The following is a 22,996-nucleotide window of genomic DNA, read 5'->3' on the forward strand; positions in this document are numbered from 1 at the left end:
ATCCCTGCCCCCGGATGTCGCGGTCGAGTTGCGGTCGAACCCTCATGTGCTCCGCATGGCACGCACGGGCCGGCGGATGGAGTCCCCGCACAACCCCACCTGGCTGTTCGTCTTACCCGGCTTCCTGCTGTTGATCTGGCTGGTGACCTACAGCCCGGCCGCAGTGGTCGTCGCGGGGACGGGCATGGGCATGATCGCCCTGATGCGCTGGGTGGTGACCGACAACTCCAACCGCACCGCCAAGCGGCGGCTCGGGCTCGCTTACGAGTACGCGGACCGGTACATCCTGCCCGAGGACCTCGACTACCCCTGCCAGGTGCTGCTGCGCCGCGCGCAGGACGCCTGCGCCGCCGTCCTGAGCTCCCAGGTGCACCAGGCCGGGCTGATCGACACGGTCGGCAACCGGGTGTCGCTGCCGGAGGAGGTGTGGCAGATCGCGCAGCGGCTGGCGAAGCTGTCGGCCATGCACGCCGAGCACGGCAAGCTGGTCCCCCGCGACCTGCCGTCGGGCCTGGAGGACGCGTTCAAGCCTTACAGCACGGCCCTCGACGCGGCCTGGACATCGCTGTCGAAGCGGGTGCGCCACCTGGAGCGCTACGCCAAGCAGGTGGTGAAGGCCGACAAGGTCTTCCACGCCCACCGCCGGCTGGAGGCGCTGGCCGAACGCACCCCCGACTATCAGCGGCTGATCGCCGACACCGTCCGCGACGACCTGGCCCACGCCCACATCAAGGAGCTGGCCGACCAGGCCACGCACGTGCGCATGCTGTTCGAGCGGAGCATCCACGAGGCCAGGCAGGCTGCGGGCGAGCTGCTCAGGTCCCCGCTCGTCTGAGCAGCTCCAGCGTCCTGCGCATGCCGGCCTCGTTGCCCAGGCTCCGGTAGATGTCCCTGGCCTGCGTGAGCGGGGGCACGGCCGCGCCGCGTCCGCCGTTGTCGAGGTACGTCTCGCCCAGGTAGAGCAGGCTGCGCGCCATCCACCAGCGGTCGCCCAGCTCCTCGAAGGCGCGCACGGCCCCGCGCAGCTCCTGCTCCGACTCCGCCATCCGGCCGAGCCGGCCGAGCACCCTGCCGAGGGAGACGGCGCTGCGGGCCACTCCCCAGGAGTCGCCGAGCGCCTCCAGCATCTCCTCGGCCCGCCGCGCCATGTCCAGCTCGCGCAGGCCGTTGGACGGGTCGCCGACCTCACCGGCGGCGCGCAGGCAGCGGGCCTCCTCCCACAGCTCCCCGCGCTGCTTGAACATCTCGCCGGCCCGGTCCAGGCTGAAGCTCGCTTTGATGAAGTCGTCCCTGGCCGACCGCTGCTCGCCCGCGCGGTGCAGGCCGCGGGCCTGGGCGGCGAGCACCTCCCCGTAGACGCGCAGCGTCTGCGCCTCGGAGTAGCGGTTGCCCATCCGCTCGAACACCTCCAGCGAGTCCTCCAGCAACTGCCTGGCCTCCTCGGGGCGCCGCTCCGCCAGCCGCATCTCGGCCAGGTTGCGCTGGGTGCGGGCCATCCACCAGAAGTCCTCCTCCCCCTTGAACGCGGTGATCGCGCCGATGAGGTACTCCTGCGCGCGGTCCAGGTGGCCGTCGCTGAACAGCGTCATGCCGACCGCGCGCATCGCCCTGGCCGCCCACCACGTCTCGCCCAGCTCGGTGAACACCTCCAGCGCCCACTCGGCGTCCGCGCGCCCCCGCTCCTGCCCGCCCTGCCCACCCTGTACGGCGGCGCGGTCGAGCATCGAGATGGCCTGGGCGCGCCGGTCCCCCGCCTGGGCCGCGGCCTCGCAGCCGAGGTCGGCGACCGCGTGCCAGTCGGCCCAGTAGGCGCGCAGCGAGTGGCACAGCGAGCAGAACGCCCTGGCCAGCCCCCAGGTCAGCTCCCACATCTCCAGCTGCCTGGCCAGATGGACCATGGACATCAGGGTGAGCCGCTCGGCGTTCAGCCAGTCGCCGGCGTGGGTCTGGCCCTCGGTGTCGGAGCGGCGGCCGGCCTTGCTCCAGTCCTGTGGCCAGCGGTTCTGGGCGGCGGCCTCGGCGCGGCGGCGGTAGCCGTGCAGCACGCGTTCGATGGCGTCGCGGCGCCGGTCCTGGTCGTCGCCGACGGCCAGCTCGGCGGCGAACAGGGAGACCAGGTCGTGCAGCCGGTAGCGCAGCGTGCCGGTGCCGTCGGTGCCCGAGCACTCGGCCAGCTGCGCGTCGATGAGCGCCTCCAGCTGGTCGGCGCCGTCGAGCCCGGAGATGTCGAGCAGCTCGCCCGCCACCCAGCCGGGCACGTCGGGGGCCGAGCTGAGCGCGCTGAGCTGGCGCAGCAGGCGGCGCTGCATGCCGGTGCAGTCGTCGTAGCTGAGCTGCACCGAGGCCCGCACGCTCTTGTCCACCGTGGGGGCCAGCTCCAACTGGTCGAGGCGGCGGCGCACGTCGGCCAGCCGGTCGGCCATCTGGCGCAGCGTCCACTGGGCCCGGGTGGCCAGCCGGCCGCCGCAGATGTTGATCGCCAGCGGCAGGTGGTCGCACTGCCGGACGATGCGCTTGGCCGAGTCGAGGTCGTCCACCACCCTGGCGCCGCCGGCGAGCCGGGCCAGCAGCTCGACGCCGTGCGCCTCGCTGAACACGCCGAGTTGGGTGTCGTAGGTGCCGTTCAGGAACAGCGGCTGGCGGGAGGTGACCAGCACCGCGCAGCCGCGCTCGGCCGGGATCAGCGCCTTGACCTGCTCGGCGCTGTGGGCGTTGTCCAGCCCGATGAGGATCCTGCGGCCCTTGGTCCAGGTCAGCCAGAGCTTGCGCAGCTCCTCCAGTCCGCCCGGGTCGGTCGTCAGCCGGACGCCCAGCGCCCGCAGGAACCCGATCAGCACCTCGTCAGGGCGCACCGGGGCGTCGACGCCGCCGCGCAGATCGGCGTAGAGGCGGCCGTCGGGGAACCGGTCGGCGACCTCCTCCCCGAACCGGGTGATGAGGGCCGACTTGCCGACGCCGCCCCTGCCGTACACCGAGACCACCAGCGGCGGCGAGCCGACGGTGGCGGACTTGCGGCGGGCGGCGAAGACCTCGCGCAGCTCGGCGAGCGCCTCGACGCGCCCGGTGAAGTGCTCGGGCACGGGCGGCCACTGGTCGGGCGGGCGGGAGGACGGCTCGGCGGGGGTGACGGGCTTGGGGCGCGTCGTGGTGGTGGCCCAGGTGGCGACGCCCACCAGGAGCGCCGCCGCCGCCGTCACGCCCACCTTGGCCATCGGCGGGATCTCCCATTCGAGTGACGCGGCGAGGATGCTGGCCGCGGCCGCCGCGATCCCCGCGGCGGCGGGTGCGGCCACCCCTAACTTGCCGCGCCGTGGCCTCCCGCGCCGTGGCCTGTCCACCTCGTCTGACACCTACCGCGTCCCCCTTCCTGGGGGTGATTCAAGCCGATGGGGCACGGCCCGCGCCGACCGTACCCCATCGTTCACCTACAAGCCGATCACGTGACAGGTGGCCGTCACCGTCTTGTCGGGATCGCTCTCCGAGGTCGCGGTCAGCTTGACCCGGCCGAGCCGGGCGCCGCCCGCGTCGCGCACGGCGTTGACGGTCACCGTCGCGCGCTCGCCGAAGTCGACGGCGGCCAGGGCGTTGGGCGTCTGGGCGGTCCAGCCCTTGCCGGAGACCTCCGCCTTGAGCCGGTAGACGTCGGAGTTGAGGTGGGCGCTGACGTCCTCCGGGTGCTGCCCCTGCGCGGGGGCCGCCCTGCCGGTGTTGAACAGCGGGAACTTGCAGGTGGAGGTGTTCTTGCCGGACGGGACGCCGGCGGCGGGCAGCAGCCTGACGCCGCGCCGCTGCGGTCCCGCGCCGTCCAGGGAGCGGATGGCGACCGTGTAGGAGAGCACGCCCTCGCGGTCGCGCTTCACGTCGGTGACGTAGAAGTGCAGCCGGTTGGCCTCGTCCACGTACTCGTACTCGCTGCCGGAGTCGGTGCCGGCGTGGAAGAGGGCGTCAGACAGCTGGCGGTAGTCGCCGACCGTGATCGGCACCTTGGTCCCGTCGGGCATCACGTAGTCGGTCATGCCGATGTCCTGCGGGTTGGCGTCGATCACCCACTCGAAGGGGGCCCGGTCGGCGTTCTTGGTCTTGGCCAGCAGCACGCCGGAGTCGGGGGTGAAGGAGTCGGTGCCCATCCGGTCCACGACCTCGACCGTGTAGTTGTCGTACCCGCCGCCGTCACAGAGCGGGTCGGTCCGCGTGTCGCAGGACGGGGCCTTGTCGCCGGTGTCGAAGGCGATGTTGACGCCGGTCAGCCCGTTCCTGCCCGGCTGCACGGCGCGGGCCGTGACCCTGGCGGTGACCAGACCGGACTCGTCCAGCGCCTCGCGCGACAGGCGCAGGACGTGCTGCTCGTCGACCATCTCCAGCTTGATCTTGTTGCGCAGCATGTGCTGGGCGCCCATGGACGCGCCGGAGGTGGGCGGGATCAGCCAGCGGGAGTGCGGGCCGCCGGGGCCGTTGAAGCTGCCCCGGCTGAGCATCTCCCAGATGCCGGTGTACGCCCGTCGCGGCGGCACGCCGTACGGATTGTTGTAGTTGTCGGCGATGCCCATGATGTGGCTCAGCTCGTGGGCGTAGACGCCCATACCCGAGCTCTCGGCCTGGACGGAGTCGACGCCGAAGCGGGCGTTGGGCCAGAAGGTGGATCCGGCCTGCCAGGAGGTCCACTCGACGTAGCGGGTCCTGGACCAGTTGGGCAGGCTGGCGTCGCCTTCGGGGCCCCACTCGTCCGGCACGTCCTCCTTCGTGGGGAACTTCATCATGCCGAACTCCTGCCAGGTGGACGACTCGTCCTGGCCGGCGCTCAGGTAGAAGACGAAGTCGAACTGCCCGGCGACCTCCTCGCCGACGTCGGCGAGCCAGGCGGCGTTGCCGTCCGCGCGCAGGTTCTTGTCGCAGGCGTCGCCTGACGGGCAGCCTTCGCCGGCCTGGAACTCCATGGCGTACTCATGGTCCTTGCCCGGCATCGTGTAGGGCCCGAACCCGGTCAGCTCGACGCCGTAGCGCCCGCCGGAGTCCTCCATCCAGTACTCGTGGATGGTGTGGCCCTTGTTGATCTCGTTGGGCGTGTTGAGGAAGTCCTGGTAGAACTTCGCCACCTGGTCACGGGGCACGTCGTGGGCCTGGGCGCTCGGGTTGGCGAAGATCGTCGAGCCCTGCGGCTGGGTGACCACGAACGGCTGGTTGGGGTAGTCGAGCAGGACCAGCGCGCCCTTGAAGGTGCGCTTGGAGCCCTTGGCGCTCGGGTCGTTCCAGTTGGCGCCGGGGATCTTCTTGTAGTCCGCCCACGTCATGTGGTCGGGGTTCTCCCAGTTCTGCGGGTCGATCGGCGCGATGCCGCCCTTGGGACGGCCCTGCCTGAGCTGGGCGTCCCCCTCGGGCGCGTCCTGCTGCCAGGGCTGGGTCCGCGGCCAGTGCTCGTGCCGCCAGGGGTGCTCGGGATCGTCACCGGGGGGTGCTGCGGAAGCGGGGGTCGCCATCAGGCTCAGCGGGATCACCACGAGGGCCGCCAGCAACCCTTTTAACAGCTTCTTCGGGGCTATCACGGATTGACGGTATAGAGCTTATTGACCGAGATCACCGGACAACTGTAGGGAAGACGTGTAGTCCTGGTTCCGACACTTGTCGAAACACCCATATGGGGGCATCTGTGGCAGACCTTCAGCGGATCGTCGACGAGCTCGCCGCTCGGCTCGACCGCCCGCTGCTGCTCGAGGACCGAATGCAGCGCGTCGTCGCCTACAGCGAGCAGGACGGCGCCATGGACGACGCCCGCCGCGACTCCATCCTGCGCAGGCACACCGCACCCGAGGTGCGGCAGTGGCTGCGCGCGGCGGGCGCGCACGACTCCCCCGTCCCGCTGCGCACCCCGGGCGCGCCCCACCTCGGCCTGCTGCCGCGCGTCTGCGTTCCCGTACGCCATGAGGAGGGCCCTCTCGGATTCCTCTGGTTCATCGACGCCGGGCCGGCCATGTCCGCCGCACAGATCGACGAGGCCGCCGCCGCGGCGCCCGCGCTGGCCCTGGCCCTGCTGCACGAGAGCCTGGCCAGCGGGCTGGCCTCCCATCGGGAGCTGGAGGCCGTCACCGGGCTGCTGCTCGGCGAGCGCGACGCCGCCCGCCGGCTCATCGAGGCGGGTGCCTTCCCGCAGGCGCGGGCGGTGACCGTGCTGGTGGCCAAGCCCCTGTCGGGCGAGGCGGACGAGGCGCTGCGGCTGGCGCTGGAGCAGGGGCTGCTCGCGCTGCGCCGGCGGCTGAGCGGCCACCATCCGCTCCACCTGGTCCGCTACGACCACGCGGCGCTGCTCGTCGCGGGTCCCCCGGTCTCCCCCGACGACCTGCACGCGGCCCTGTCCGTGTCGCTGTCCGTCCCGGTGGTCGTCGGCGTCGGGCGGCCCAGGCCGGCGCTGGCCGAGGCGGCCGGTTCCTACGCGGAGGCGCGGCACGCCGCCGAGGTGGCGGCACGGGTGCCCGAACTGGGCCGTTCGGTGCCGTGGGAGCGGCTGGGCGTCTACCGGATGCTCAGCCAGTGGCCCGACCACGAGATGCACCCCGGCCTGGCGCCGCTGCTGGGGCAGGAGCAGCACCTTCCGCTACTGGAGACGCTGGAGACGTACCTGGACCTGGCGGGCAGCGCGGTCGCCACCGCCCGCGTGCTGCGCCTGCACCGCACCTCGCTCTACTACCGCCTGCAGCGGGTGGAGGAGCTGGCCCGGACCGACCTGAAGGACGGCGGCGAGCGCCTGGCGCTGCACCTCAGCCTCAAGCTCGCCCGCCTGGCCGGCAGCTACAAACCCCGCAGCGCCCCTTAAACCTCCTTATATGGTGATTTAGTTCACTTTCCGGGCAAATCGGAAATTCGGTCCTGTGAGCAGCGTGTTCAGAGACTCGTCCGCACCTTCAAGCACAGGACAAGTCTTGTCACTCGGTTCCTCAACCTTCCGCGCGTTGCGTCATCACAACTACCGCCTCTGGGCAGGTGCGGACCTCGTCTCCATCACCGGCACCTGGATGCAGGTGCTCGGCGTCAACTGGCTCGTCCTGACCCTGACGGGCTCGGCGGCGAGTGTCGGGCTCAGCCTCGTGATGCAGGCGCTGCCCACGCTGCTGCTGGGCATGTGGGGCGGAGCGCTGGCGGACCGGCTGCCGAGCCGCCCGTTGGTGATCGTCTCCCAGCTCGCGCACGCCGCGCTCGCGGCCGCGCTGGCGGCCATCGCGTTCTCCGGTACGGAATCCGTCCTGCCCATCTACGCCGTGGCCCTGGCCGGCGGGGTGGTCTCGGCGCTCGGCGGGCCCGCGCTCGGCCGGTTCGGCGCCGAGGTGGTGCCACCGGCCGACCTGCCGAACGCCATGGCCCTGGGCTCGATCATCAACTCCGGGGGCCGCATCCTCGGCATGTCGCTGGCGGGCATGCTGCTGCCGTTCACCGGCCAGGGCGGCCTCTTCCTGGTCAACGCCGTCACCTTCTTCGCGGTCATCGCCGGGATCGCGGCCATGCGCCCGGCGGAGTTCCACCGGCTGGCCGCCGCCGAACGGCAGCCCGGCGCGATCAAGGAGGGCCTGCGGTACGTGCTGCGCACGCCCTGGCTGCTCGCGGTGCTCGCCCTGTCCCTCGTGCTCGGCAGCCTGGGCCGCAACTACCAGGTGACCATGGCCGCGATGAGCGCGGGCCCCCTGGCGGCGGGCGCGGGCGGCTATGGCCTGCTGTCGACGGTCTTCGCCGTCGGCACCGTGGTCGGCGGGTTCATCACCGCCTCCCGGCCGCGGCTGTCGATCCGGCTGCTGCTGATCGCCGCGTTCGCCATCAGCGCGCTGCAGGCGCTCAGCGGGCTGATGCCGTCCCTGGCCACGTTCGCCGGAGCCATGCTGCCGATCGCGGCGGGCGCCATCCTGGTCGACACCGCGGTCTCGGCACGGGCCCAGCTCGACAGCCCCGACGCCATGCGCGGCCGGGTCATCGCGGCGGTCGGCATGGTCGGCGCCGCCTCCGGCGCGCTCGGCGGGCCCGCGCTCGGCTGGCTCAGCGACGCTTTCGGGCCCAGGGCGGCACTGCAGGCCGGCGGCATCGCGTGCGTGGCCGCGACCCTGCTCGCGGCCGTCACGCTGGCCAGACTCGCCCGCCGTCCGGTCAGCCGGCCGATCCCCCTGAGCCCGGTGCTGGAGAACGCCTGATCTTCGCGATCGGGGGTAGCGACGGACCTCATGGCTACCGACGTCATCACTTTGATCACCCGTGACCACCGCAAGGTCGAGGAGCTCTTCGCGCGCCTCAAGTCCGGAAAGGGCGACCAGAGCGCCACCGTGGCCGAGCTCCACGCGCTCCTCACCGCCCACGCCCGCGCCGAGGAGGACCGGGTCTACCCCGGCATCGACGCCCACCACGGACTGGAGGAGCACAAGGAGGCCGAGGTGCTGCTCGACGCCCTCGTGCGGGCGCGGCCCGGCACCCAGGAGTTCCGCGAGACGCTGGAGAAGCTCGCCGACTCCGTCAGCCACCACGTCGAGGAGGAGGAGAGCGAGCTCCTGCCCAAGCTGGCCCGGCAGTCCGGCGCCAAGCGGCTGGAAGAGCTCGGCGAGGCCTTCGCCCAGCGCCGCGACGAGGAACTGCGGGCCCTGGACGGCCCGTTGAGCGGGGCCACCAAGGCCGAGCTGTACGAGCAGGCGCAGAAGGCCGACATCCCCGGCAGGTCGCAGATGGACAAGGAAGAGCTGGAGCAGGCGCTACGCCAGTCCGCGTCCTAGGGTTTCGGCCCGTCCCCTGGGTAGGGGGCGGGTATGAGCGAACTTCCTCCGGACCGATTCGGATACAGCGACGAGCAGGACATCGAGGTCTCGGAATGGACCGACGACCAGGGCTTGAACCACGAGATACGCGAGGACGACCCGCAACACGTGGACACGCTGGACGAGCGGCTGAGGCGGGAGGCGCCTGACAGGCAGCGGGTACGACGGCCCGGGTACCGGCTCACCCAGCCGGACGAGGGCCTGGAACCCGACTCCGAAGGCCGGGAGCTCGGCCAGGACTGGGGCGCGGACGGCGGCGACCTGTCATCGGAGGAGCGGGCGATCCACATCGAACGCGACGACGAGATGGGATAGTCCGCGCGGCCCGTCGGTTGTCTCAGGCCATCCCCCTCAGCACCGGGAGCAGGCTGTGCAGGTCGTCGACGATGACGTCGGCGACCTGCGCCGCCTTCGGCCGCTCCGCGTGCAGGAACCCCCACGGCCCCCGGCGCAGCAGAGCCGTCCGCATCCCGGCCGCCGAGGCGGGCAGCACGTCGTTGTCCAGCCGGTCCCCCACGTACAGGACCTCGCCCGGCTCCCTGCCCGCGACCGCCGCCACCTTCGCGAAGAACTCGGGCGCCGGCTTCGACACCCCCCACCCGTCGGAGGTGTGCACCGAGTCCACCGGCAGCTCCATCTCCACCAGCGCGTCATAGGCCCTGGTCGGCTGGTTCCCGGCCACGATCACCTGGTATCCGGCCGCCCGCAGCCCCGCCAGCGCCTCCCGCACATCCCCGTAGAGGTCGTCGGCGTCGAAGTGGTTGCGCAGATCGTCCGGCTCGTCCCGCTCCCACGCCGCCAGCTCCTCGCCGATGTCGAGACCCGGCCGCACCAGCTCGAACGCCTCCCGATGCGAACGGTCCAGCGCCGCCATCCCCCCGAGCGCCCCCATCAGCACGAACGGGCTCACCCCCAGCCGGCGCGCCCACCGCGTCCAGATCCGCGTCTCATCGATGAGCGTCTCGCCGACGTCGAACACCACTGCCTTGATCATCAATATCTCCCTTGATACAGACAACCCCTCAACTGTACGGACCCGCCTCCGACACTGGACCAGCCCCTGGCGAACCTGGCCGCCCAGCCCGCCGCGGACAGGTGTGCTCGGCGGCAGGGCGTGGAATACTGAGCGTGCCCGTTCGAATACGAAGGGACAGATTCATGGTGGCCATGATGACCCGGCATGACGAGCACACCAAGTTCGCGCCGACCAGCACGAAGCGGATGCCGGAGACCGCTCGCGAGCTGTTCGACGCACTTCCCGAGCTGCCCGGTTTCCGGGCCGACGTCATCGAAGGGAACCTGATCGTGAGCCCTGTCGGCACCCCCGAGCATGGTCGTCACGCGATGCGCCTCAACCGCGCGCTCCATGCGATCATGGATGAGAAGGGCTGGGAGGCATGGGCCGGCAATGTCGATGTGTGCATCGAAGGGCCCCGTGAGCCGGTCGAACCCGACTTCGTGCTGGCCCCCCTCGACTGCCCGCTCTGGGGAACCCGCGAACTGCGTTCCGCAGCGTTGATCATGGTCGCCGAAGTGGTCTCGCACGGCAGCGCCCGCAGGGACCGCACGGAGAAGCCACTGCTCTATGCGACCGGCGGCATTCCGATCTACCTGCTGATCGACCCGATCGCCAAGTCCCCCTCGGTCACCGTCTACAGCGACATCGACGACGGTGTCTATCGCGCGGTCAACCAGGTGGCACTCGGCACCCCCATCCAGTTGCCCCAACCGATCGGTGTCGAGCTCGACACTTCCATCTTCAAGACAGTGGCGTAGGCCCGAGGCGTCCACACCGTGGGCCGAGCGCCGCCCGGCCCCGTACGGTGGATCCCGTCAAGGCATGAGGCGTTCCATCGCCTTGCCGATGCGCTTCTCCGACACGGGGGTCGACGTGCCCAGCGTCTGGGCGAAGAAGCTGACCCGTAGTTCCTCGATCATCCAGCGGATCTCCCGCACGTCCGGATCGGCGCGCCGCGCCGGGTGCAGCCGGTCCAGCAGGTCCTGATAGTCGTCCTCGACCTTGTGGACCCGGTCCATCCACTCCTCGTCGCGCCAGGGCTCCTCGGGCAGCTTGGTGAGGCGGCGCTCGATGGCCCTGAGATAGCGCAGCACGTCCGACAGGCGGCCGTGGCCGGTCGCGGTGACGAAGCCCGGGTAGACGAGCTTGCCGAGCTGCTCGCGTACGTCATCGGTGGAGGCGCCGGCGCGCAGGCCGTCGAGGCGCGCGCCGATCGCGTGCCAGACGCTGAGGATCTGCTCCACCCTGGCCAGCACCTCGGCCGCCGTCTCGTGCAGGCCGGCGCGGACGTGCTGATAGAGGCGGTCGTAGCCGACCGGGTCCCAGGCGGGGCCGCCGACGTCGCGCATGAGCTTGTCCACGGCCGCGTTGACGACGTCGTCGAAGAGGGCGACGGCGCCGCCGTGCGGGCTGCGGGACAGGGCCAGCTTCGCCTGGTTGGACAGGCCGCCCAGGAGGGACCTGGCGGGGTTGGTGACGTTGAGCAGGAGCAGGCGGCGGGTGCCCGGCCAGTGGGCGCGGCGCTGCTCCGCCTCCGTCTCGAAGATCTTGATGGAGACGGACTCGCCGGCGTCGACCAGCGCCGGGTAGCCCTTCATCCGGCCCTGCTCGAACACCTTGGGCAGGGTGCCGAAGCTCCACGAGTGGAGGCCCGTCCGTTCCAGGTCGTCGGCCGCCGCCGAGAGGGTCTTGCGCAGGCGGGGGGCCAGGCGGCGCTTGAGCGCGTCGAGGTCCTTGTCCTCGGCGACGGTGCGCTTGCGCTCGTCGATCACCCGGTAGGTGATCCGCAGGTGGTCGGGGACCTGGTCGAGCTGCCAGGCGTCGTGCGGCACGCGTACGCCGGTCAGCCGCAGCAGCTCCCGCTCGACGGCCTCCAGCAGCGGCTCGGCGCCCTGCTTGACGGCGGCGAGCACCTGCTTGGCGTAGTTGGGGGCGGGCACGAAGTTGCGCCGCAGCTGCTTGGGCAGGGATCTGATCAGCGCGGTGATGAGCTCCTCGCGCAGGCCGGGGATCTGCCAGTCGAAGCCGTCGGAGTTGACCTGGTTGAGCACCTGCAGCGGCACGTGCACGGTCACGCCGTCGGCGTCGGCGCCCGGCTCGAACTGGTAGGTGAGCTTCATCCGCTGGCCGAGCTGCCGCCAGTTGTCGGGGTAGTCGCGGACGCTGACGTCCGCGCCCTCGTTGACAAGCATCTCGGGCGAGTACGTGAGCAGCTCGGGCTGCTCGACCCGGGTCTTCTTCCACCAGGAGTCGAAGTGGCGGGCCGACACCACGTCGGCGGGCAGCCGCTGGTCGTAGAAGTCGAACAGGGCCTCGTCGTCGACCATGATGTCGCGGCGGCGCGCCCGGTTCTCGAGCTCCTCGACCTCTTCGAGGAGCTTGCGGTTGGCCTTCAGGAAGGTGTGGTGGCTGTCCCAGTCGCCCTCGACCAGGGCGTGCCTGATGAACAGCTCGCGGGACAGGTCCGGATCGATCCGCCCGTAGTTGACCTTGCGCCCGACCACGAGCGGCACGCCGTACAGCGTGACCTTCTCCAGCGCGATCACCGCGCCCTGGTTCTTCTCCCAGTGCGGCTCCGAGTAGGAGCGCTTGACCAGGTGCTGGGCCAGCGGCTCCACCCAGTCGGGCTCGATCTTGGCGTTGACCCGCGCCCACAGCCGCGAGGTCTCCACCAGCTCGGCGGACATCACCCACTGCGGTTGCTTCCTGGCCAGGGCCGAGCCGGGGAAGATGGCGAACCGGGCGTTGCGGGCGCCGATGTACTCCTGGATGGGCCTGCGGCCCTCGGACGGCCGCTGCTTGTCCATGACGTCCTTGACGCCGATGTTCGACAGGAGCCCGACGAGCAGCGCGGCGTGCACCTGACGGGGGTCGGCCGTCTCGGTGCCCGGGTGGGCGCCGAGCGCCTGGCGGAGCTGGCTGTAGATGTCCTGCCACTCGCGCACGCGCAGGTAGTTGAGGAACTCGGCCCTGCACAGGCGGCGGAAGGCGCTGGAGGACAGCTCTTTCTGCTTGTCGCGCAGGTGGTTCCACAGGTTCACGTACGACAGGAAGTCGGACTCGGGGTCGGCGAAGCGGCGGTGTTTCTCGTCGGCCTGCTGCTGTTTGTCCGAGGGGCGCTCGCGCGGGTCCTGGATGGACAGCGCGGAGGCGATCACCATGACCTCGCGCAGGCAGCCGTTCTTCTCCGCCTCCAGCACCATGCGGCCCAGGCGCGGGTCGACCGGCAGGTTGGCGAGCTTGCGGCCGGTGGCGGTGATGGCGCCCTGGGCGTCGAAGGCGCCGAGCTCGTGCAGCAGGCTCACGCCGTCCTTGACCTGGCGGCGGTCCGGCGGCTCGACGAACGGGAACCCCTCGATGTCGCCCAGCCCGATCGCGGTCATCTGGAGGATGACGGAGGCGAGGTTGGTGCGCAGGATCTCCGGGTCGGTGAACTCCGGCCTGGCGAGGAAGTCGTCCTCCTCGTACAGGCGGACGCAGATGCCGTCGGAGGTGCGGCCCGAGCGGCCCTTGCGCTGGTTGGCGCTGGCCTGGGAGATGGCCTCGATGGGCAGGCGCTGCACCTTGGTGCGGTGGCTGTAGCGGGAGATGCGGGCATAACCGGGGTCGACGACGTATTTGATGCCGGGGACGGTCAGCGACGTCTCGGCCACGTTGGTGGCCAGCACGACGCGGCGGCCGGTGTGGCGCTGGAAGACGCGGTGCTGCTCGGCGGCGCTCAGCCGGGCGTAGAGCGGCAGGATCTCGGTGTTGCGGAACTCTGCCTTGGCCAGCGCGTCGGCGGCGTCACGGATCTCCCGCTCGCCGCTGAGGAAGACCAGGATGTCGCCCGGGCCCTCGCTGATGAGCTCACGGCAGGCGTCGACGATGCCCTGGGTCTGGTCGTCCTCGTCGTCGAGCGGGCGGTAGCGGACCTCGACGGGGTAGGTGCGGCCGGAGACCTCGATGATCGGGGCGTCGTCGAAGTGGCGGGAGAACCGCTCGGGGTCGATGGTGGCGCTGGTGATGATGACCTTGAGGTCGGGGCGCTTGGGCAGGAGCTGCTTGACGTAGCCGAGGATGAAGTCGATGTTGAGGCTGCGCTCGTGAGCCTCGTCGATGATCAGGGTGTCGTACTGCTCCAGCAGCCGGTCGGTCTGCAGCTCGGCCAGCAGGATGCCGTCGGTCATCAGCTTGACCAGGGTGCGATCGCTCGCCTGGTCGTTGAAGCGGACCTTGTAGCCGACGGCCTGGCCGAGCTCGGTGCCGAGCTCCTCGGCGATGCGCTCGGCGACGGTGCGGGCGGCGATGCGGCGCGGCTGGGTGTGGCCGATCAGGCCGCGGACGCCGCGGCCGAGCTCCAGGCAGATCTTGGGGATCTGGGTGGTCTTGCCGGACCCGGTCTCACCGGCGATGATCACGACCTGGTTGTCGCGGATCGCCGCGAGGATGTCGTCGCGGCGCTGGGAGACCGGCAGATTCTCCGGATAGGTCACCACGGGCATGCCGTCACGGCGGCGGGCCAGCCGCCGCTCGGCCCGCTCGACGTCGGCGAGGATCTCCGCGGTGATCTTCTCCCGCGCCTCGCGGGAGCGCACCCGGCGCACGCCGTCGAGCCTGCGCCGCAGTCGCCGCTGGTCGCGCGGCATCAGGTCGGGCAGGCGGGAATGGAGGTCGGAGAGCGGAGAGGACAACGCAGGAGTTCCCATACTGCTTTCAGGATAATCAAGCCCCGCGTGCCGGGAGCCAACGGCCTATCGTGCCCCAGCGCCGCCACAGGCCGCATCCCAATATCTGACCGTGATCGCTCACGACCGGCCCACTCTCCCCAGAGTGTGTCCTGAGCGACCACGGTCACCTAATGAGACACCAGGAAATGCCTTCTGGTTGTCTCCGCGCAGCGCTTTTTTGATCACCTTTTGGCATGGCCGTACTGCCGTGTTCACGCATCGTGCACGGTGACCACGTAACCCTCGGGGTCGGCGAAGGAGAACGTGCGGCCGAACGGCCCGTCCACCGGCGCCGACGTGATCGGCACACCGGCGCCGGCCAGCTCGTCGTGGAGGCGCTGCGCGTCGTCGGCCTTGAGCCAGAGCGCGACGCCGGCGCCCGGGCGCTCGGGCAGGTGCACGCCGGGCAGCGGCTCCCGGACGGCGAACGGGATCGGCGCGGTGTCGAACACCACCGCGTGCGGCGGGCCCGCCGGGGTGCGCTTCAGGCCGAGGCGCTGCTCGTAGAACGAGGCCGCGGCCTCCAGGTCACGCACCTGCAGGGCGACGAAGTCGACTCCGGTGACGGTCATGGCGCACTCCTCTTGCATGTCAGGACTTTGACAAGGAGAGCCTATGTCAAAATACTGACATGAAGCAAGAAGACCTCGGCCGCCTCGTCGGCTACCAGCTCAAGAGGGTCCAGGCGGCGCTGCGCTCGGCCATGGACGCCACGCTGCGCGAGCACGACCTCACCACACCCCAGTACGTCTGCCTGGAGCTGCTCGACCAGCGCCCCGGCCTGTCGAACGCCGAGCTGGCCAGAGACGCCTTCGTCACCAGGCAGTCGATGAACGTGGTGCTGCGCAATCTGCAGGGCGCGGGCCTGGTGACCCGGCCCGCGACCGCCTCTCAGGGCAGGGCCCTGCCGCTCCGGCTCACCGAGCAGGGCACGGCCAGGCTGAAGGCGGCCAGGGCGGGCGTCCTGGCCATCGAGCGCCGCCTGACGGCGCGCCTGGACGTCCGTGAGACCGAAGTGCTGCTGGCCCAGCTCTCCGACATGGCGGAGTCGCTGCCCGGCTGACTCAGGCGCGGGCGGCGGCGTGGGCGACGCCGATGATGCCCGCCTGGTTCTCCAGCTCGGCGGGGATCACCCGGGTGTCCAGCCGGAGGTGCGGCAGGAACTTGTCAGCCTTCTTGCTGACCCCGCCCCCGATGATGATCAGCGACGGGGAGAACAGCATCTCGACATGCTGGAGATACTGCTGCACCCGCTCGGCCCACTCGTGCCAGCCGAGGTCGTGCTCCTCGCGGGCCCGGTCGGAGGCGCGATGCTCGGCGTCCTTGCCATGCAGCTCCAGGTGCCCCAGCTCGGTGTTGGGCACCAGCGTGCCGTCGACGAACAGCGCGCTGCCGATGCCGGTGCCGAACGTCAGCATGAGCACCGTGCCGCGCTCGCCGCGCCCCTTGCCGAACGTCATCTCCGCCATGCCCGCCGCGTCGGCGTCGTTGAGCACGGTCGCGCCGCCGAACAGCTCGGAGGCGTTCACCCCCACCCAGGCCGGGTGCAGGTTGACGGCGGTCCTCACCACGCCGTCCAGCACCACGCCGGGGAACGTCACGCCGACGGGGCCCGTCCAGGTGAAGTGGTCGACGATCTCGGCCACCACCTCCGCGACCGGACCGGGCTCGGCGGGCCTCGGCGTGGGAATGCGCAGCCGCTCCTGGGCGAACTCACCCGCCTCGACGTCCACCGGAGCGCCCTTGACCCCGGACCCGCCGATGTCGATGCCCAGAACCTCCATACGTACCCACTCCCCCAGCCTCGGCAGAAAAACACTTTACTGAACCCCGGCCACGGCTCTCGCGTATCTCGCGTCACAAGCGCTAACAAGGAGGTACAGATGCGGTTACGCATCATCACACTCTGCGCTGTCGCGGTGGCCATGGGAGCTCCTCTCACTGCCCCCGCACAGGCCACCACCAACACCAGGACGAAGTTCGACGTCGTCAACCTCGTGTCGGACGTCAGCGGAAAGGCAGCGGCCACCGATCCGAAACTGGTCAATCCCTGGGGTCTGGCCATGGGCAAGACGCTGTGGGTCTCCAACGCGGGCACCGGCAGCGCCACGGTCTACTCAGGCGAAGGCAGGAAGCAGCAGACGGAGGTCTGGATCCCGGGTGGCGCCCCGACCGGCCAGGTGGTCAACCCCGGCGAGGGCTTCACCGTCAAGGGCAAGCCCGCCACGTTCCTGTTCGCCAGCCCCAGCGGCGCGATCACCGGCTGGAACGCCGAGGTCGACCCGAAGAACGCGATCATCGGCGCGTTCACCCGCGGCGCCGACTACAAGGGCCTGGCGCTCGCGGAGACCGACGACGGCGACTTCCTGCTCGCCGCCGACTTCGCCGGCGGCCGGATTCACGCCTTCGACGAGGACTTCGAGAGGGTACGCCTGTCACGCTCGGCGTTCAGGGACCGGAGCGTCCCCCGCACCTACGCACCCTTCAACGTGGAGGTCATCAACGACAACGTCTGGGTCGCCTACGCCCTGCGCGACCCCGAGACCGGCAAATCCGTGGCCGGCGCCGGCAAGGGCTTCGTCAGCCGCTTCGACCTGCAGGGGCGCCTGACCGGCCGCATCTCCCGCGTCGGGCTCAACGCGCCGTGGGCGATCGTCAAGGCCCCGCGCGGGCTCGGCCAGTACGCGGACTCGCTCCTGGTCGGCAACTTCGGTGACGGCACCATCCAGGCCTATCGCAACAACCGTCACCTGGGCGCGCTGCGCGACAACAACGGCAGGAAGATCGCGCTGCCCGGCCTGTGGGACCTGGAGCCCGGCACCGCCACCAACGGCGGCGCGAACTCCCTGTGGTTCTCCGCCGGCGTCGACGGCGGCAAGCACGGCCTGCTGGGCGTGATCCGACCTGCGGGTTCGCGAGGCTCGTCGCCGTCGGCGACCACGTCGCCCACCCACAGGCCCTCCCACAATCCCACCAAGTCCAGCCAGTCGCCTTACGGCGGTTACTAGGAAGGGGGCCGGGGTTTCCGGCACGGTCGCGCGAGCCGTGCCGGGACCGGGGCCCTACAGTCGTGGCCGTGAGCGAGCAGAGATTCAGCGATTGGCTGCGCGAGCAGTGTGAGCCCGGGTGGACGGCGGTGGTGACGCACCCGTTCGCGATGGCGATCACCACGGGCGAGGCCGCCGACGACGACATGCGGCGCTATCTGGAGCAGGACTTCCAGTTCGTCGACTCCTTCACGGCCCTGCTCGGCGCCGCCGTGGCGAGCGCCGACAGCTTCGAGGTACGGGTCCCGTACGGGAAGTTCCTCGGGCAGGTGGCGACCACGGAGGAGAAAACGTACTTCCACCGGGCGCTGGCGGCGCTCGGCGGCCGGACGGAGGTGACGCCCGAGCCGGTGACCGTGGCGTTCAGGCGGCTCATGGACGAGGCCCGCGCCTCCCAGGACTACCCGCTGATCGTCGCGGTGCTGTGCGTGGCCGAGTGGACCTATCTGGGCTGGGCGTCCAGGGCGGTCGAGCCGCCGCCGGAGAGCTTCGTGCACCGGGAGTGGATCGAGCTGCACGAGGGCCCCGAGTTCCGGGAATGGGTCGGCTTCCTGCGCGGGGAGCTGGACCGGCTGGGCGCGGCGATGGACGAGGACGGCAGGCGGCGGGTGCTGGAGGTGTTCGGCCAGGCTGTGGAGCTGGAACGGCGCTTCTTCGACATGGCGCTCGGCTAGGCGAGCGCGCCCAGGTCGTGCTCGGTCAGGCCAGCGCCGCCGCCAGGTCGGCGACGCCGCGGAAGTGCACGCCGGTCATGCCGAGCCCGATGGCGGCCGTGACGTTCTCTAGGCGGTCGTCGACGAACAGGCAGCGCTCGGGCGCGACCCCGGCCAGCTCGGCGGCGATCTCGTAGATGCGCCTGTCGGGCTTGGCCACGCCCACCCGGGCGCTGCTGACCACGGCGTCGGCGAAGTAGGTCAGCCCGAGCTGGTCGAGGTGGCCTTCGAGGGTGTCCATGGCGTTGGTGACCAGCACCACCGGCACCCGCTCCTGGGCCCGGGCCAGCAGCGCCCGGACCTCCTCGTCCACCCGGAACGGCACCGCGGCGAACTCCGCGGCGGCGGCCCTGGCGCGCTCGTCGCCGCCCAGGGCCGTCGCGATGGACGCCACCCACTGCGCCTCGGTGACGTGGCCGAGGGTGGCCGGCAGGATCAGGGCCGGGTCGAAGGCCGTCTTCCTGAGAGGCAGGCCGTAGCGGGCCTCGATGTCCGCCTGGACCGCGTGGTCGAACTGCCGCAGCACGCCGTCGAGGTCACACAGGATCGCGTCGAAGGTGGTCACAGCCACCCATTGTGCCGGGCGAGCCGGCCCGCCTCGATCCGGTTGCGGGTGTGGGTCTTGCCGATGGCCGACGACAGGTGGTTGCGTACGGTGCTCTCCGACAGGTGCAGCCGGGCGGCGACGTCGGCGATCGTGGCGCCGTCCAGCGCGGCGGTCAGCACGTCGCGCTCCCGTTCGGTCAGCGGGCTCGGCCCCGCGTGCAGCGCGGCGGCGGCCAGCGCCGGGTCGATGATCCGCTCGCCGGTGACGGCCCGGCGGACGGCCGCCGCCAGCTCCTCCACGGGCCCGTCCTTGACCAGGAACCCGGCCGCCCCGGCCTCCATGGCCCGGCGCAGGTAGCCGGGCCTGGCGAAGGTGGTCAGGATCAGCACCGCGCACTCCGGCAGCGCCGCGCGCAGCTCGGGCAGCACGTCAAGCCCGCTGCGGCCGGGCAGCTCGATGTCGAGCAGCGCCACGTCGGGGCGGTGCGCCGCGGCGGCGGCCACGATCTCGTCCCCGGCGGCCACCTGGGCGACGATCTGCAGGTCGTCCTCCAGGTCGAGGAGGAGCGCCAGGGCGTCGCGCATCATGCCCTGGTCTTCGGCGATCATGATCCTGATCACGGCCGTCTCCGTCTTCCCGCAACCGTCTTTTCCGTAACCCGTTACTTCCAGAAGCCCAGTCGGTGCCTGGCAGCGTAGTCGACGATCCGGACGGCGCCGGGCTCCAGGGACAGCGTGCCGGACGACAGGCGCGGCCAGGAGGGCAGGCCGGGACCGTTCGGGTCGCCGCCGCGGGCGAAGTTCGTCCAGTAGCCGATCATCTGCCCGGACAGCTTCCGCTGTCCCGCCGACAGCGCGGCCTTCTCGTCCTCGAAGAGGTACGGCAGGTCGGCGGCGTGGTAGGCGCCCCACGCGAAGTCGGTCTCCAGCGGCAGGAACATCGGCGCCTTCCGGTCGGCGAACTCGTAGCCGTACACGGGTACGTGGCGAGCCAGGAGCGTGTTCTGCTCGTGGGTGGCACGGGCCCACATCCGGTCGGTCAGGACGGCGGCCCACGCCATGCTGGGGGACTTATACCGATTTATCGGATATTTCCGGAGAATGTGCGGTGCCTTCTTGCCGAACGCTTCCCGTACCAGAGCCGAATAATCCGGAGTTTTGCCCTGCATGTCGTAGTTCATCGCGACGAACAGCCGGTGCTCGTCCCGCGTCGCCCCCGCCAGCACCGGCACCCGGTGGAAGCGTCCCTCCCGGACGGCCGTGGCCGGCGAGTCCGGCAGCACGCCGTTGCCGTAGGCGTAGCTCTGGAAGGCGTTCATGATCTGCGGCACGTCGAGGATCTTCTTCACCGGCAGCCGCCGCAGGCACTCCAGGTCGGAGCAGCCGAGCTGCCCGGCGAAGTGCTCACCCATGGCGATCGTCTCCGCCTCGCTCCGCCAGGCGAACGACGGCTGGGCGGGCAGGCCGGGCACCATGCTGCCGGCGGGCATGTCCATCATGGTCTCACCGCTCTGCATGATCGCCCGGTCGAACAGCCCCTTCGCGGCCGGCGCGGTGAGCAGCCCGCCGATCGCCAGCGCGCCGTAGGAGACGCCGAAGACCGTCACGTTGCGCGGGTCGCCGCCGAAGGCCGCCGCGTTGCGCCGTACCCAGCGCAGCGCCTCCATCTGGTCCTGCAGCCCGTAGGTGCCGGAGTCGCGCAGTCCCGGATGGCCGAAACCGCTGAAGACGCCCAGCCGGTAGTTGATCGTCACGACCACCACGCCCCGCTCGGCCAGCTTGCGCGCGTCGGAGAAGTGCCCGGCGCCCAGCGCGCCGTCGCCGTGCACCCAGACCATCACCGGCCGCCGGGTGCCCGGCTCGGCGGGCGTGGTCACGTTCAGGAACAGGCAGTCCTCCGTCTCGCTGCGGATCGGCGCGTAGGCGGAGCCCACCTGCGGGCACATGGCTCCCGGCTCGGTGGCGTCCTTGACGCCCCGCCACGCGGGCGCCGGCTGCGGCGCGGCCCAGCGCGCCGCCGTGGCATAGCGGATGCCCTGGAACAGCCGGTGCTGTCCGCCGAGGGCGCCGCGGACGGCGCCGGCGTCCGTCGTCACGACCGCGGGATCGGGCCGGGATCCGGTCCCGGCGTCGGTGGTGGCGCACGCTGTGAGCAGTACGGCCATCGCCAGCAGAATTCTCATGCCCTCACCGTCGCCGACCCCGGCGGTGGCCCGGAAGATTCGTGGATACGGGATCGGCTAGGACAAAAGTCCTGAAGCCAGTGGCGGCATTACCATCTCCGAGACAGGATTCGGTATCGGAACGGTAGGGCATGAACGATCATCAGCTCCCGCGCGAGCTGTGCCGGCTGTTCGCCGACGGTGGCAGGGGGCGTTCCCTGTCGATCGGCCTGCCCGAGGGGGACGTGGTCTGGCCCGACCCCGGCTACACGGAGCAGGGGCAGTCGCCGCGGCCCGCGTTCTGGATGAGCGACGAGCCCGTCAGCGCGGACGAGTGGCGCCGCTTCCGTGCCGAGCACCGCCGCAGCGGGCTCTGGCCGATCCTGCTGGACGAGTCCGCCCAGCCCTGGTCGGTGGGGCAGGTGGTGCCCGACGAGCCGATGCTGATCGAGCACTTCACCGCCGAGGGGTTCATGACCGAGGTGTGGCAGGAGTGGGTGTCGAAGATGCCGCAGGACGCCCTGGACGAGCTGTATCCCTACGGCGCGCTCTGCCCGGGGCCCGCGCCGCCCGGCGTGCCGGTGGCCGATCCGGACGCCGTCGCCGACTGGTACGCCGGGGAGCTCGCGGACCGGGGCATGCCGCTCGGCCTGGTCGCCGCTTCCCGCAGCGCCGACGCGCTGGCGGTGATGGGCTGGCAGGGGGCGCTGCACCACAACGAGTGGATGGTGCCGCTGGCGGCGGTGGTGCGCAGCTGGGAGGACCGGTTCGGTGTCCGGGTGGTGTGCGTGGGCTTCAACACCCTGGAGCTGAGCGTGGCGGCGCCACCGGTCGAGCCGGAGCACGCGCTGCACGTCGCGGCCGAACACTGGGCGTTCTGCCCGGACAACGTGGTGCAGGGGCCGGGAGATCTTCAGGGGTACGCCGAGCAGATCATCGGCGGGCACACCTGGTCTTTCTGGTGGGACTGACGTCTTCCGGTGGGACTGACGTCTCTAGGGGGAGAATGACGTCTTTCTGGTGGGGCTGACGCCCGCGCCGCTCAGGGCAGGCGGGCGACCGCCGCGTAGTTGCCCGAGGCGGCCGGCTGGTCGGCGCAGTCGGTGGTGTCCCGGTCGGGCCGCCACTGCGGGACCCACACCAGTCCGGGCTCCAGCAGGCCGAGGCCGTCGAGCAACGCCTCCACCTCCGCACGGGTGCGGACGGCGTGCCCGGGCAGCGTCATCGCCAGCAGGTCGTTGATCGCCGGCAGCAACTCGGCGGGGATGCCGTCGAAGGTCGTCTGCAACAGGGCCAGATAGCTCCCCACGGGCACGGACTGACGCAGCCGCTTGATGATGTAGCGGGCCTGCTCGTCGTCGCTGAGGCTGTGCGTGGAGACCAATAACCAGGCCATGGGCCGGTTCCAGTCCACGAAGGTGCGCACGATGCGGTCGTCGAGGATCTCGTCGAACTCCCGCACGTCGCCTTCGACCACGCGCACCAGATCGGTGATCGGCTCGATGGTGGCCTGCGCGTTCGCCAGCACCATCGGATCACTCTCGACGTACACGACCCGCGCGCAGGACTCGCTCGGCCTCTCGCGGGCGATGTCGTGCAGCTGACGGCCCTGCGGCAGGCCGCTCGGCACCCCACTGCCGACGACCAGGAACTGGTCGATGCCCACCAGCGCCAGATGACGCACGACTCGCGACAGATAGCCCTGGATCGCCCGCGCTGCCGCCGTGGTCACGGCGGCGGAGACGTCGTAACGGTGCACCGCGTCTCTGTCCGCCCGGAAATTGTTCTTGCCGCCGGTGGCGGCGTCGAGTATCCGCGTGACCCTCGCATGCGCGGTGTCCAGATTGGCCAGATTACGGATGGCACGTTGACGCATTCAGTCTCGCCCCTTTCCCCTCGCCACTTTCATGGGAAAGATACTTCCGGTCTCTGACCCCACTTCGGACAGCCAAGTCAATAATGATCCCTAAAAGCCCCTATAAAACAACACATGCCGAAGTTGTTTCAGGAAATATGGCTTTTCA

The 22,996-nt window shown here is 70.7% G+C and carries 20 protein-coding genes; 10 read left to right on the forward strand and 10 right to left on the reverse strand.

What is annotated here, in order from left to right; translation table 11 throughout:
- The first annotated feature begins 55 nt into the window (after positions 1–55).
- The gene (locus ACTMTF_RS16300) at positions 56–835 is read left to right on the forward strand and encodes a hypothetical protein (RefSeq protein WP_441111386.1); all 780 of its coding nucleotides are present in this window, start codon (positions 56–58) and stop codon (positions 833–835) included.
- Here the strand turns inward: ACTMTF_RS16300 and ACTMTF_RS16305 are convergent.
- Together ACTMTF_RS16305 and ACTMTF_RS16310 are read right to left on the reverse strand one after the other, a co-directional pair.
- Positions 816–3,350: an ATP-binding protein gene (locus tag ACTMTF_RS16305; protein WP_441111387.1), complete on the reverse strand. Its 2,535-nt coding sequence runs from the start codon at positions 3,348–3,350 to the stop codon at positions 816–818. The genes ACTMTF_RS16300 and ACTMTF_RS16305 overlap by 20 nt on opposite strands.
- 75 nt (positions 3,351–3,425) lie before the next feature.
- On the reverse strand, positions 3,426–5,540 hold the full coding sequence (locus tag ACTMTF_RS16310) for a M6 family metalloprotease domain-containing protein (protein ID WP_441111388.1): 2,115 nt from the start codon (positions 5,538–5,540) through the stop codon (positions 3,426–3,428).
- Positions 5,541–5,644: 104 nt separating this feature from the next.
- Here ACTMTF_RS16310 and ACTMTF_RS16315 point away from each other — a divergent pair, with 104 nt between their 5' ends.
- The 4 genes from ACTMTF_RS16315 (at position 5,645) to ACTMTF_RS16330 (ending at position 9,092) form a co-directional block, all read left to right on the forward strand.
- Complete coding sequence (locus tag ACTMTF_RS16315) at positions 5,645–6,805, forward strand: PucR family transcriptional regulator (protein WP_441111389.1); 1,161 nt, start codon at positions 5,645–5,647, stop codon at positions 6,803–6,805.
- Between the two features lie 64 nt (positions 6,806–6,869).
- Entirely contained in the window at positions 6,870–8,165 is a 1,296-nt protein-coding gene (locus ACTMTF_RS16320) for an MFS transporter (RefSeq protein ID WP_441111468.1), read from the forward strand.
- Between the two features lie 30 nt (positions 8,166–8,195).
- Positions 8,196–8,735, forward strand: a complete 540-nt coding sequence (locus ACTMTF_RS16325) for a hemerythrin domain-containing protein (RefSeq protein ID WP_441111390.1) — start codon at positions 8,196–8,198, stop codon at positions 8,733–8,735.
- A 33-nt stretch (positions 8,736–8,768) separates the two neighbouring features.
- Entirely contained in the window at positions 8,769–9,092 is a 324-nt protein-coding gene (locus ACTMTF_RS16330; protein ID WP_441111391.1) for a DUF5709 domain-containing protein, read from the forward strand.
- Positions 9,093–9,114: 22 nt separating this feature from the next.
- Here ACTMTF_RS16330 and ACTMTF_RS16335 read toward each other — a convergent pair whose 3' ends face one another.
- Positions 9,115–9,771: an HAD family hydrolase gene (locus tag ACTMTF_RS16335; protein WP_441111392.1), complete on the reverse strand. Its 657-nt coding sequence runs from the start codon at positions 9,769–9,771 to the stop codon at positions 9,115–9,117.
- A 164-nt stretch (positions 9,772–9,935) separates the two neighbouring features.
- Between ACTMTF_RS16335 and ACTMTF_RS16340 the strand changes: the two genes are divergently transcribed.
- Positions 9,936–10,553, forward strand: a complete 618-nt coding sequence (locus ACTMTF_RS16340) for a Uma2 family endonuclease (protein ID WP_441111393.1) — start codon at positions 9,936–9,938, stop codon at positions 10,551–10,553.
- Between the two features lie 57 nt (positions 10,554–10,610).
- On the opposite strand, the gene hrpA is transcribed toward ACTMTF_RS16340, so the two are convergent.
- Positions 10,611–14,483 (reverse strand): ATP-dependent RNA helicase HrpA, encoded by a 3,873-nt coding sequence (gene hrpA / locus ACTMTF_RS16345; protein ID WP_441111394.1) that lies wholly within the window; start codon positions 14,481–14,483, stop codon positions 10,611–10,613.
- A 233-nt stretch (positions 14,484–14,716) separates the two neighbouring features.
- Entirely contained in the window at positions 14,717–15,076 is a 360-nt protein-coding gene (locus ACTMTF_RS16350; RefSeq protein WP_441111395.1) for a VOC family protein, read from the reverse strand.
- Positions 15,077–15,135: 59 nt separating this feature from the next.
- On the opposite strand from ACTMTF_RS16350, the gene ACTMTF_RS16355 reads away from it, so the two are divergent.
- The gene (locus ACTMTF_RS16355; protein ID WP_441111396.1) at positions 15,136–15,567 is read left to right on the forward strand and encodes a MarR family winged helix-turn-helix transcriptional regulator; all 432 of its coding nucleotides are present in this window, start codon (positions 15,136–15,138) and stop codon (positions 15,565–15,567) included.
- Between the two features lies 1 nt (position 15,568).
- On the opposite strand, the gene ppgK is transcribed toward ACTMTF_RS16355, so the two are convergent.
- Positions 15,569–16,288 (reverse strand): polyphosphate--glucose phosphotransferase, encoded by a 720-nt coding sequence (gene ppgK, locus ACTMTF_RS16360; protein WP_397002884.1) that lies wholly within the window; start codon positions 16,286–16,288, stop codon positions 15,569–15,571.
- A gap of 99 nt (positions 16,289–16,387) precedes the next feature.
- Here ppgK and ACTMTF_RS16365 point away from each other — a divergent pair, with 99 nt between their 5' ends.
- Both ACTMTF_RS16365 and ACTMTF_RS16370 read left to right on the forward strand, forming a co-directional pair.
- On the forward strand, positions 16,388–17,512 hold the full coding sequence (locus ACTMTF_RS16365) for a TIGR03118 family protein (RefSeq protein WP_441111397.1): 1,125 nt from the start codon (positions 16,388–16,390) through the stop codon (positions 17,510–17,512).
- A 68-nt stretch (positions 17,513–17,580) separates the two neighbouring features.
- Positions 17,581–18,225, forward strand: a complete 645-nt coding sequence (locus tag ACTMTF_RS16370; protein ID WP_441111398.1) for a TenA family protein — start codon at positions 17,581–17,583, stop codon at positions 18,223–18,225.
- A gap of 25 nt (positions 18,226–18,250) precedes the next feature.
- Here the strand turns inward: ACTMTF_RS16370 and ACTMTF_RS16375 are convergent, their stop codons facing one another.
- The 3 genes from ACTMTF_RS16375 to ACTMTF_RS16385 are packed head-to-tail and all read right to left on the reverse strand — an operon-like array spanning position 18,251 to position 20,993.
- Positions 18,251–18,829, reverse strand: a complete 579-nt coding sequence (locus ACTMTF_RS16375; protein WP_441111399.1) for an HAD family hydrolase — start codon at positions 18,827–18,829, stop codon at positions 18,251–18,253.
- Positions 18,826–19,431, reverse strand: a complete 606-nt coding sequence (locus tag ACTMTF_RS16380; RefSeq protein WP_441111400.1) for a response regulator — start codon at positions 19,429–19,431, stop codon at positions 18,826–18,828. Before ACTMTF_RS16380 ends, ACTMTF_RS16375 begins: the two co-directional genes overlap by 4 nt.
- Positions 19,432–19,472: 41 nt before the next feature.
- A complete protein-coding gene (locus ACTMTF_RS16385; RefSeq protein ID WP_441111401.1) occupies positions 19,473–20,993 on the reverse strand; it encodes a carboxylesterase/lipase family protein in 1,521 nt (506 codons plus the stop codon).
- Between the two features lie 131 nt (positions 20,994–21,124).
- Here ACTMTF_RS16385 and ACTMTF_RS16390 point away from each other — a divergent pair, with 131 nt between their 5' ends.
- Entirely contained in the window at positions 21,125–21,943 is an 819-nt protein-coding gene (locus tag ACTMTF_RS16390; protein WP_441111402.1) for a DUF4253 domain-containing protein, read from the forward strand.
- 71 nt (positions 21,944–22,014) lie between these two features.
- Here the strand turns inward: ACTMTF_RS16390 and ACTMTF_RS16395 are convergent, their stop codons facing one another.
- A complete protein-coding gene (locus tag ACTMTF_RS16395) occupies positions 22,015–22,848 on the reverse strand; it encodes an SAM-dependent methyltransferase (protein WP_441111403.1) in 834 nt (277 codons plus the stop codon).
- Positions 22,849–22,996 lie beyond the last annotated feature (148 nt).

Origin of the sequence: Nonomuraea sp. ZG12, from assembly GCF_052068115.1 — a bacterium.
Taxonomy (GTDB): domain Bacteria; phylum Actinomycetota; class Actinomycetes; order Streptosporangiales; family Streptosporangiaceae; genus Nonomuraea.

Coding starts and splice junctions, on each gene's coding strand:
- ACTMTF_RS16300 (WP_441111386.1), top strand. CDS start 56: ATGGCACGCACGGGCCGGCGGATGGAGTCCCCGCACAACCCCACCTGG.
- ACTMTF_RS16325 (WP_441111390.1), top strand. CDS start 8,196: ATGGCTACCGACGTCATCACTTTGATCACCCGTGACCACCGCAAGGTC.
- ACTMTF_RS16330 (WP_441111391.1), top strand. CDS start 8,769: ATGAGCGAACTTCCTCCGGACCGATTCGGATACAGCGACGAGCAGGAC.
- ACTMTF_RS16335 (WP_441111392.1), bottom strand. CDS start 9,771: ATGATCAAGGCAGTGGTGTTCGACGTCGGCGAGACGCTCATCGATGAG.
- ACTMTF_RS16340 (WP_441111393.1), top strand. CDS start 9,936: ATGGTGGCCATGATGACCCGGCATGACGAGCACACCAAGTTCGCGCCG.
- hrpA (WP_441111394.1), bottom strand. CDS start 14,483: ATGGGAACTCCTGCGTTGTCCTCTCCGCTCTCCGACCTCCATTCCCGC.
- ACTMTF_RS16350 (WP_441111395.1), bottom strand. CDS start 15,076: ATGACCGTCACCGGAGTCGACTTCGTCGCCCTGCAGGTGCGTGACCTG.
- ACTMTF_RS16355 (WP_441111396.1), top strand. CDS start 15,136: ATGAAGCAAGAAGACCTCGGCCGCCTCGTCGGCTACCAGCTCAAGAGG.
- ppgK (WP_397002884.1), bottom strand. CDS start 16,288: ATGGAGGTTCTGGGCATCGACATCGGCGGGTCCGGGGTCAAGGGCGCT.
- ACTMTF_RS16365 (WP_441111397.1), top strand. CDS start 16,388: ATGCGGTTACGCATCATCACACTCTGCGCTGTCGCGGTGGCCATGGGA.
- ACTMTF_RS16385 (WP_441111401.1), bottom strand. CDS start 20,993: ATGAGAATTCTGCTGGCGATGGCCGTACTGCTCACAGCGTGCGCCACC.
- ACTMTF_RS16390 (WP_441111402.1), top strand. CDS start 21,125: ATGAACGATCATCAGCTCCCGCGCGAGCTGTGCCGGCTGTTCGCCGAC.
- ACTMTF_RS16395 (WP_441111403.1), bottom strand. CDS start 22,848: ATGCGTCAACGTGCCATCCGTAATCTGGCCAATCTGGACACCGCGCAT.